The 8384-nt window shown below is 73.3% G+C and carries 9 protein-coding genes; 6 read left to right on the top strand and 3 right to left on the bottom strand.

Going from position 1 to position 8384, the window contains the following annotated elements:
- Nucleotides 1-796, top strand: a 796-nt coding sequence (locus ACXJMZ_RS35275) for a DUF4153 domain-containing protein (protein WP_457034099.1), incomplete at its 5' end; no start/stop codon positions are given.
- A gap of 13 nt (nt 797-809) precedes the next feature.
- Here the strand turns inward: ACXJMZ_RS35275 and ACXJMZ_RS35280 are convergent.
- The gene (locus tag ACXJMZ_RS35280) at nt 810-2471 is read right to left on the bottom strand and encodes an FAD-dependent monooxygenase (RefSeq protein ID WP_457034100.1); all 1662 of its coding nucleotides are present in this window, start codon (nt 2469-2471) and stop codon (nt 810-812) included.
- A gap of 191 nt (nt 2472-2662) precedes the next feature.
- On the opposite strand from ACXJMZ_RS35280, the gene ACXJMZ_RS35285 reads away from it, so the two are divergent.
- Both ACXJMZ_RS35285 and ACXJMZ_RS35290 read left to right on the top strand, forming a co-directional pair.
- Nucleotides 2663-3037, top strand: coding sequence for a YciI family protein (locus ACXJMZ_RS35285; protein ID WP_457034101.1), 375 nt, complete (start codon nt 2663-2665; stop codon nt 3035-3037).
- A gap of 97 nt (nt 3038-3134) precedes the next feature.
- On the top strand, nt 3135-4388 hold the full coding sequence (locus ACXJMZ_RS35290) for an RNA polymerase sigma factor (RefSeq protein ID WP_457034102.1): 1254 nt from the start codon (nt 3135-3137) through the stop codon (nt 4386-4388).
- Nucleotides 4389-4416: 28 nt separating this feature from the next.
- Here the strand turns inward: ACXJMZ_RS35290 and ACXJMZ_RS35295 are convergent, their stop codons facing one another.
- Together ACXJMZ_RS35295 and ACXJMZ_RS35300 are read right to left on the bottom strand one after the other, a co-directional pair.
- Nucleotides 4417-4734, bottom strand: a complete 318-nt coding sequence (locus ACXJMZ_RS35295) for a hypothetical protein (RefSeq protein ID WP_457034103.1) — start codon at nt 4732-4734, stop codon at nt 4417-4419.
- A complete protein-coding gene (locus ACXJMZ_RS35300; RefSeq protein ID WP_457034104.1) occupies nt 4734-4925 on the bottom strand; it encodes a hypothetical protein in 192 nt (63 codons plus the stop codon). The genes ACXJMZ_RS35295 and ACXJMZ_RS35300 overlap by 1 nt, the downstream gene beginning before the upstream one ends.
- Nucleotides 4926-5254: 329 nt before the next feature.
- Between ACXJMZ_RS35300 and ACXJMZ_RS35305 the strand changes: the two genes are divergently transcribed.
- The 3 genes from ACXJMZ_RS35305 to ACXJMZ_RS35315 form a co-directional block, all read left to right on the top strand.
- Entirely contained in the window at nt 5255-6568 is a 1314-nt protein-coding gene (locus tag ACXJMZ_RS35305; RefSeq protein ID WP_457034105.1) for an ABC transporter substrate-binding protein, read from the top strand.
- Between the two features lie 171 nt (nt 6569-6739).
- Nucleotides 6740-7336 carry a transglutaminase-like domain-containing protein gene (locus ACXJMZ_RS35310; RefSeq protein ID WP_457034106.1) on the top strand — a complete coding sequence of 199 codons (597 nt, stop codon included), beginning with the start codon at nt 6740-6742 and terminating at the stop codon, nt 7334-7336.
- 205 nt (nt 7337-7541) lie between these two features.
- Nucleotides 7542-8384, top strand: an 843-nt coding sequence (locus ACXJMZ_RS35315; protein ID WP_457034107.1) for a hypothetical protein, incomplete at its 3' end; no start/stop codon positions are given.

The raw sequence follows: 8384 nt of genomic DNA on the forward strand, positions 1-8384 counted from the left end.
GCTGGAGTGGGCGCTGCCGCTGGCCGCGCTCAACCTGATGTTCGGCGCCTTCGCGGTGGTCCAGGCGGTCGTGGTGCTCGGCGGCCGCGACTCCATCCTGGAGAACACCGGGATGAGCCGCTCCGAGTACGCCCGGCAGGGCTTCTGGCAGCTGATGGCGATCACTGTGCTGACCCTGGTCGTGGTGGCCGTCGCGCAGCGCTGGGCCCCGCGCACCACCGAGTCCGACCGCCGGCTCGCGAGGCTGCTGCTCGGCGCGCTCTGCGTCCTCACGCTGGTCGTGGTCGCCTCCGCGCTCGGCCGGATGTGGTTCTACGTCGACGCCTCCGGGCTGACCCAACTGCGGCTCTGGGTCCTGGTGGTGGAGATCTGGCTCGGCGTGGTGTTCCTGCTGGTGATCGCGGCAGGCGCACTCCGGAGCTCCTCCTGGCTGCCGCGCGCCGTGGTGCTGAGCGGTATGGCCACCGCCGCCGTCTACGGCCTGATGGGCCCGGACGCGATCGTCGCCGAGCAGAACGTGGCCCGCTTCGAGAGCACCACGCAGATCGACCTGCGGAACTTCGACGGCCTCTCCCTGGACGCCGTCCCCGCCCTGGACCGGCTGCCCGCCGACCAGCGGACCTGCGCCCTGGCGCTGGTCAGCCGAAACCTCGGTGACACCCCCAGGCCGTGGTACGCCACCAGCCTCGCCGAGTACCGGGCCCGCGAGGTGCTGACCGAGCGCCCGCCGGCCGACGCGGCGAGCCGGGCGGCGGCGTGCAGGCGGGTCGGGTTCTCCGACGGCTACCGGTACTGACACCTTCCGGCCTTCACCTGGCGGACAAGGCCGTGCGGTAGTCGGACAGCGCGGCCGCGGTACCGGCGAGTGGGAACCGGGCGCCGAGCTGCCCGTCCGGGCGGACGACGAAGCCGGTCGCACCGTCGGGGCGGTACAGCCGGGCGAACTCCCCGGCGGTGTCGCGGTACTCGGGGGCGGCCAGGGTGCCGGGGCCGACCGGCGCGGCTGCGGGGGAGAGGACGGCGATGGTCCGGGAGCGGCCCGAGCCGTCGGGGCGGTCGCCCGGCAGCGGCACCCCCGCAGCCGCTTCGGCGGCGGGGGCCAGATCCGCCGGGTCGGCCGCGTAGAGGATCACCACATGGCCGGTACGGCCGCGCAGCAGGTCGAGCAGGCGCAGCGGGTAACCGGCGACCGGAGCCGTCAGGCCGGTGCAGTCGGGGGCCCGGTCGCCGGGCTGGGGCGCGTCGGCCGGTCCGTGGGGGCCGGCGGCGAGCGGGCCGTCCCGGTAGCTGACGAGGAGTTGGGCCTCGCGCAGCATCAATGTGCGCGGGTCGTCCGGGTCGGCTTCGAGCCCCTGGGTGGCATGCCGGACGGTACGGCCGACCACCTCTTCACCGACCGGGCGGCGCTCGGCGTCGTAGCTGGTGAGCAGGGCGGGAGCGGCCTCCCCGTGTAGGACGAGGGCAAGCTTCCAGGCCAGATTGCAGGCGTCCTGGATGCCGGTGTTCATGCCCTGGGCGCCGGTGGGCGGGTGGATGTGCGCGGCGTCGCCCGCGACGAAGACCCGCCCGTCGGCGTAGCGGTCGACGATCCGGTGGCTGATCCGGAAGACCGAGGACCAGCGCATCCGGGAGAGCACGGCCGGGCTGGGGGCGAGGCGGTCCACGACCGCCTGGATGTCGGACAGCCCGGGGGTGGGGCCGCCGCCGTCCAGGCCGTGCGCCACGCCGTCGCCAGGTGCACTCCCGCGGCCGGAGAGTTCGGCCGGGACCAGCATCGACATCCGGTAGCGGCCCGGGCCCGGCAGTGGGATGCAGACCAGGAGGTCGTCGGTGGAACCGTCGTCGGCGCGATGGGTGGACCGTACGCCGTACCCCGGCGGCAGGTCCCAGTCGGCCTCCACGTCCGCCAGCATGTACTCCTCGGCGAAGGCCGCGCCCTCGAAGGTGAGGCCGAGCCCCTTGCGGACGACGCTGTGGGCTCCGTCGCAGCCGATCAGATAGCGGACCCGAAGCTCCTCCTCGGCGCCGGAGGCGGTGCGCAGTTCAGCGGTCACGCCCTCCCCGTCCTGGCTGAACGACAGCAGTTCGGTGCCGCGTTCGATGACCGTTCCCAGGCCGGCCACGTAGTCCTCGAGCAGACGCTCGGTCTCGTACTGCGGCAGCGCGGCGAATCCGTACGGCACCTCGGGCGGCAGCGCGAGTTCGATCCGCGCCCGCTCCCGGCCGTCGACGTAGACCAGCTGGCCGCGCAGCGGAGTGACGGCCTCCAGGACGGTGCCGGCCAGGCCCATCCGGTCCCAGATCTCCAGGGTCCGCGGTTGGATACCGACCGCCTTGGCGTACGGGAGGCGGGCCGGCAGCCGGTCGACGAGCCGGCAGCGCACCCCGTGGCGGCGGAGCTCGGCGGCCGCACTCAGTCCGACCGGACCGGCGCCCGCGATCAGTACGTCGGTCGGATTGGTACGCGCCACGGGTGCCTCCTGGTGCCCCTGGACCGGTCCCCCCAACCATCGTTGCGCGGCGGTGCGGGGGCGGCTATCCGGGCACCGGCCTAGGGTCGGCTGCAAAAGTTCTTTCCGTCGGCTGTCRATCTGCCCGCCCCTCGTTCGACGCAGGGGTGAGAGGCGAGGACAGGCCCCGCCCGCAGGACCGAGGAGTCACCGTGCCGCGTTTCATGATGCTGATCCGTATCGACGAGGAGAAGGCTGCGGGCTTCGAGCCCGACCCCGACTTCGAGCAGCGGATGGGCGCACTGTTCGAGGAGCTCACCAAGGCCGGGGTGATGCTGGAGACCGCCGGGCTGAAGCCGACCTCCGAAGGCACCCGGGTGGACTGGACCGGGGGCCGGCTGAGTCTGACCGACGGGCCGTTCACCGAGACCCGTGAGGTGGTCGGCGGGTACGCCATGCTCCAGTGCAAGGACAAGGCGGAGGCCCTGGAGTGGACCCGCCGCTTCCTGTCGATCCACCCGGTGAGCTGGGAGGTCGGCGCGGAGGTACGGGAGATCGACGAGATGCCCCAGCCGCCGTCGGCCTGACCTTGTCGGCCTGACCTTGTCGGCCTGACCTTCGGACGTCCCGGGGCGGGGCCGCGCGTGCCGCGTTGCCCCGCCCCGGCGAGGGCTGCTCTCATGGGTGACCGTGACGGACTGGGACGCGACTGTGGTCGAGACGGTGTTCAGGATCGAGTCGGCGCGGATCATCGCAGCGGTCACCCGGATCGTGCGGGACGTCGGCATCGCCGAGGAACTGGCCCAGGACGCGATGGTCGCCGCCCTGGAGCAGTGGCCGAAGTCGGGTGTCCCGGACCGCCCGGGGGCATGGCTGACTGCGGCGGCCAAGAACCGCGCGATCGACCTGGTCCGCCGCCGCGAGGTCTACGCCCGCAAGCTGGCCGAGGTCGGCCGCTCCCTTGAGGACGTACCGCCGCCGGAGCCCGCCGAGCCGGATGACATCGACGACGACCTGCTCCGGCTGGTGTTCACCGCCTGCCACCCGGTGCTCTCCGCGGACGCCCGGATCGCCCTGACCCTGCGCCTGGTCGGCGGCCTGACCACCGCCGAGATCGCCCGCGCGTTCCTGACTGCCGAGTCGACCGTGGCGCAGCGGATCGTCCGGGCGAAGCGCACCATCGCCGCCGCGAAGGTCCCGTTCGAGGTCCCGGCCGGGGCCGACCGGGCGGCGCGGCTGGACTCCGTACTGGAGGTCATCTACCTGATCTTCAACGAGGGCTACGCCGCCACCGCCGGTGAGGACCTGCTGCGCCCGGCGCTGTGCGAGGACGCGCTGCGCCTGGCCCGGGTGCTGGCCGCGCTGATGCCCGCAGAGCCCGAGGTGCACGGGCTGGCCGCGCTGGTGGAGTTCCAGGCCGCCCGGTTCGCGGCCCGCATCGGCCCGGACGGTGAACCGGTGTTGCTGGCCGAGCAGAACCGGGCCCGCTTCGACCGGCTGCTGATCCGGCGCGGTACCGCAGCCCTCGCCCGGGCCGGTGCGGCCCGGCCCGAGGCCGGCCCGTACACGCTGCAGGCCGCCGTCGCCGCCTGCCACACCCTCGCCCCGCGCTGGGCGGACACCGACTGGACGACCATCGCCGGCCTGTACGCCAGACTGGCCCGGCTGAATCCGTCCCCGGTGGTGCAGCTGAACCGGGCGGTCGCGCTCTCCTACGCCCAGGGACCGGCGGAGGCTCTGCGCCTGGTCGACACCTTGGCGGCCGACCCCGCGCTGAACGGGTACCACCTGCTGCCCAGTGTCCGTGGTGACCTGCTGGAGCGGTTGGGCCGGGCGGCCGAGGCCCGCGCCGAGTTCGAGCGCGCTGCCGCGCTGGCCCGCAACACTCGCGAGCGCGCCCTGCTGCTCGACCGTGCCGCGCACCTGACGCCCGGATGACGTCGAGCCTTGCTGATGCGGCCGAGTGTCAGCGAAGGCGGGAGCGTTCCCGTGTGCGGGTCGGGCCGGCCGTCGCACGGCGGGTCCTGGCCGGCCGGCTCGGCCGGACGTCCACTGCGGGGGCTTCGGCGCGGGCGGCCTGCGCGGCGGCGGCCTTCAATGCCTGCCGGGCGGCCATCAGCGCGATCGCCGCAGCCGGCTTCGGCTCCACGATGCCGCGCCGGGCCATCGAGCCCTGGCACGGACTGCACCACACCGGACTCGCCGGGCTGCCGTCGCCGTACCGCAGGTCCTCCGGCGGCAGGTAGTGGACGCCGCACTCGAGGCACTCGAAGACCATGCGCATCACAACCACACTCCGGATCCGCCGCACCGCTCGCAGGGCGACGTGTAGTGCTCGACCTTCGGGGTCAGGTTTCCCGTGTCGGGGTCGACGGCGTGGACGTGCCGGGTCTTGTCCGTCACCCGGCGGCCGCCGCACGCCGGGCAGACCTGTGCCTGTGCCGCACCGCCCAGTCCCGCGCTCTGCTCGCCCATGGACTCTGCCCTTCCCGCGATTCACGTGTGCCGTCACCGTAGCGGACTGACCGCACTGCGTCAGCATCCTGGTCCGAGGCACACACTTCCGGCACATGCCCGCCCTCGCGGCGTCGCACGCCCATGCGGGAAYCGAACAGCGCGGCAGGCAGGCCCCGGCCAAAGGATGGCCGGGCTCAGGTGGCCCACCAGGACTTTTGACCCTGTTGTTGTGGGGTTGTCCGCCTTGTGTTCGTGCGTCGTCCCCCTGGCCGTGTGCCGGTGCCGTTTGGCTGGCAGCCGAGCGAGCGGGGTCTCGCGCCGAGAGCAGTTCAGCGAGGGCGGGGAGCATGAGCAGCCGGACCGTGGCGTACGGAAGAGCCACTTTCGAAGGGCGGTGGGCGGGCGGCGGCGGCCGGGGGTGGGCGGCGGCCGCCGCTCTGCTGCCGGTGCTGCTGGTGGCAGCCTGCGGTGGCCCGGCCGACGCTTCGGGCGGCGACGCCGGTGCCGCGCTGACGGTGATGACCTGGGCTCCCGCCGGTACCGGCTCGGCCGACCGCCCCGGCGTCACGGCGCTGGCCGAGGCGATCGGCCGCGAGGTCAACGCCAAGGGCGGCCGGGCCGGCCGGAAGCTGAAGGTCCTCACCTGCAACGAGCACAACACCGCGGTCGGTGTCACCGCCTGCGCCCAGCAGGCCGTGGACGCCCATGCCATCGCGGTGATCGGCTCGTACAGCCAGTTCGGCGACACCTTCATGCCCGTCCTGGGGGCGGCGGGCATCCCGTACCTCGGCGGGTACGGCGTCTCCGGTTCGGAGTTCAGCAGCCCGCTGTCCTACCCGGTGGCCGGCGGGACCCCGGCCCTGATCGCCGGCAGCGGCCGCCAGCTGGCGGCAGCCGGCTGCAAGAGCGTCGCGCTCATCCGCCCGGACACCGGCAACGGTGACACCCTCACCCGGTACCTCTCGGCGGCCGTCGCCCCGGCCGGGATCAGGCTCACCGACGTCACGGTGCCGGAGCGAGCCACGGCCGCGGACATGGCCGCGCCGGTGCGGAAGGCGGTCGGCGACGACCGGGCCGGTGGCTGCGTGACGGCGGTTCTGGGCCCCGAACAGACCCTGCTCCTGCTGGACGCGTACCGGAAGGCCAACCCGAAACACACCCAGCTGGCCTCCGTGATCGGCAGCGTCCATCAGGCCGTCATCGACTCCACCGGCGGCGCCGGCAGCCCGCTCAACGGCTCACTGACGACCGGCTGGTTCCCACCGGAGAGCTCGAAGGCCTGGGACGACCTGCGGACCACAGCCGGCAACGCGCCCGCGCCGGGCGCCCAACCGGTCGACACCTCCGACCTCGCCGTGCAGACCACCTGGGTCGCCTACCAGACCTTCCTGCAGGCAGTGGACCGGATCTCCTCGGCCGGCCAGCCGCTCACCGCGAAGGGCCTGCGCGCGCAGCTGGACAGCGGCGACTCGATCGACACCGGGGGCGTCACCCCGCCACTCAGCTGGGGCCAGAACGACATGCTTCCCAGCGCGGAGTCGCCCCGGCTGACCAACACCTGGGTCACCTTCCAGCAGGTCAAGGACGGGCGGCTGGCAGAACAGCAGAGCGGTTTCGTGGACGTCCGCTCAGTGCTCACCGGCGGGAAGCCGGCGCAGTAGAACGGCCGTGAGCGCGCCGCATCGAGCCGCCATGCTGTGGGCCGGTGACCCGGCGGCCCGCCGACGACCCGGGCCAGGGGGAACGGTGTTTCCGTGGGCCACGTCCGTACGACCGTGGCCCACATGCTGGAAATCCCGGTCGCCGGACGGCCGTCGGCCGATCATGGCGTCATGACTGCCTCACCGTACGGGCCACTGACACCCGCCTCCGCCGACCTCGCCGACTACCTCGCCGCCGACGCGGTGATCGACCACGAGCACCCCGAGATCCGCAGGCTCGCCACCCGCCTGCGGCGGGACGGCGTCGAGGAGACCGCCCGGGCCACCTTCGAGTACGTCCGGGACGAGATCGACCACTCGGCGGATGTCCAGCAGTGGAGCGCCGCCTACCGGGCCTCCGACGTGCTGGCGCAGCGCAACGGGATCTGCCACGCCAAGTCGCACCTGCTGGCGGCGCTGCTGCGGGCCCAGGGCATCCCGACGGGCCTCTGCTACCAGAAGCTGGGGGTGCTGCACGGGCTCAACGCCGTCTACTGGCCGGAGACCGGCGAGTGGGTGAGGCTCGACGCGCGGGGCAACAAGGGCGGCGCGGACGGGCAGTTCACCACCCAGGCGGCCGCCGAGCAGCCCGCATGGCCGAGCGACCCCGAGCAGGACGAGTTCCACTACGGGACGGTGTACGCGAGCCCGCCGGCGGTCCTGCTGACCGGGCTGGCCGACGCCAAGGGCGGGGTCGCGGGGTACGGGTACCTGCCGAAGGAACTGTGAGCGGGCCAGTGCGGTGAGGCCGGGAGGAGGAGCGGTGTGCTTGCCGGTCGGGGAGGGGGTCTGTCCGGCCCGGGCCGGGGCCGCCCGAGGTCCGGAGCCGGACGGGGTCCTCCCGCGATCGGCTGGGCTGGCTGTTTCATCGTCACCTACCGCCAGGAGCATGCGAGTTGGTGGCACGGACGCCTGACGGCCCACAATACGGGGCATGCGCACCTCGGGCGTCCGCGCCTTCACCCACCGTCAGCTCCTCGGCTGGACCGACAAGTTCCGGGTCAACCCGGCCGGCGAGCCCTTCCTCTGGATCCCCCGACCGGTGCTGGAGGAGACCGAGGAGCTGGCCGCGCTGGTCGCCGCCCGCACCGCTGACCCGGTGACCCGGGCCGCCGTGTACGTCAGGGCGCTGCTCCAGTACGGCTGGACGCGCGAGAAGCTGGCCGCCCTCGGGTTCGACGAACGCTTGCTGGACGCCGGCGACGCCGCGCGGGGTCACATCAGCCGGATGCGCCGCTTCCCGGCCAAGGCCGCCGCCCGGGCCGCACTGATCCAGGAGTGCCACGCAACCCGCTTCGGCGACGAACTGAACGCCGTGGTCTGGGGCGAGGAACTGGCGAAGGAAGCCGTGAGCCGACCGGGCTTCGACAACCCCGCCACCGTGCGGCGGCTGATTGCCGACCTGGACTCCGACGACGAGCTCGTGCTCTGGTACACCGTCACGGCCCTCACCGCCCTCCGCTCCGCCGAGGCGGTCGAACCGCTGGTCGCCACCCGCGCCCGGCTGCTGAGCGAGAACGGGCCCGCCTCCTACATGGCCTACGAGTTCGGGGAAGCCGCCGTCTGCTCGATGACCCCCGCGCACCTGCCGCTCGCCCTGCGGCTGATCGCCGAACCCGAATGCGAGCCCGAACCCGAGCCCGACGAAGAGAAAGGGGAGGACACCCTGCGGTACTACCTCGCCGACTTCCTCCGCCCGTTCGACGGCCCGGACGTCCGCGCGGCCCTCGAACGGTACGACGCGGAGGTCGAGCAGGAGCAGCGCGCGGAGCTGAGC

It is taken from the genome of Kitasatospora sp. P5_F3 (assembly GCF_054049135.1).

What these genes read in the sequence shown, in the direction of transcription:
- ACXJMZ_RS35310 (WP_457034106.1), top strand. Translation starts at nt 6,740, where the DNA reads ATGACTGCCTCACCGTACGGGCCACTGACACCCGCCTCCGCCGACCTC.
- ACXJMZ_RS35300 (WP_457034104.1), bottom strand. Translation starts at nt 4,925, where the DNA reads ATGGGCGAGCAGAGCGCGGGACTGGGCGGTGCGGCACAGGCACAGGTC.
- ACXJMZ_RS35295 (WP_457034103.1), bottom strand. Translation starts at nt 4,734, where the DNA reads ATGCGCATGGTCTTCGAGTGCCTCGAGTGCGGCGTCCACTACCTGCCG.
- ACXJMZ_RS35305 (WP_457034105.1), top strand. Translation starts at nt 5,255, where the DNA reads ATGAGCAGCCGGACCGTGGCGTACGGAAGAGCCACTTTCGAAGGGCGG.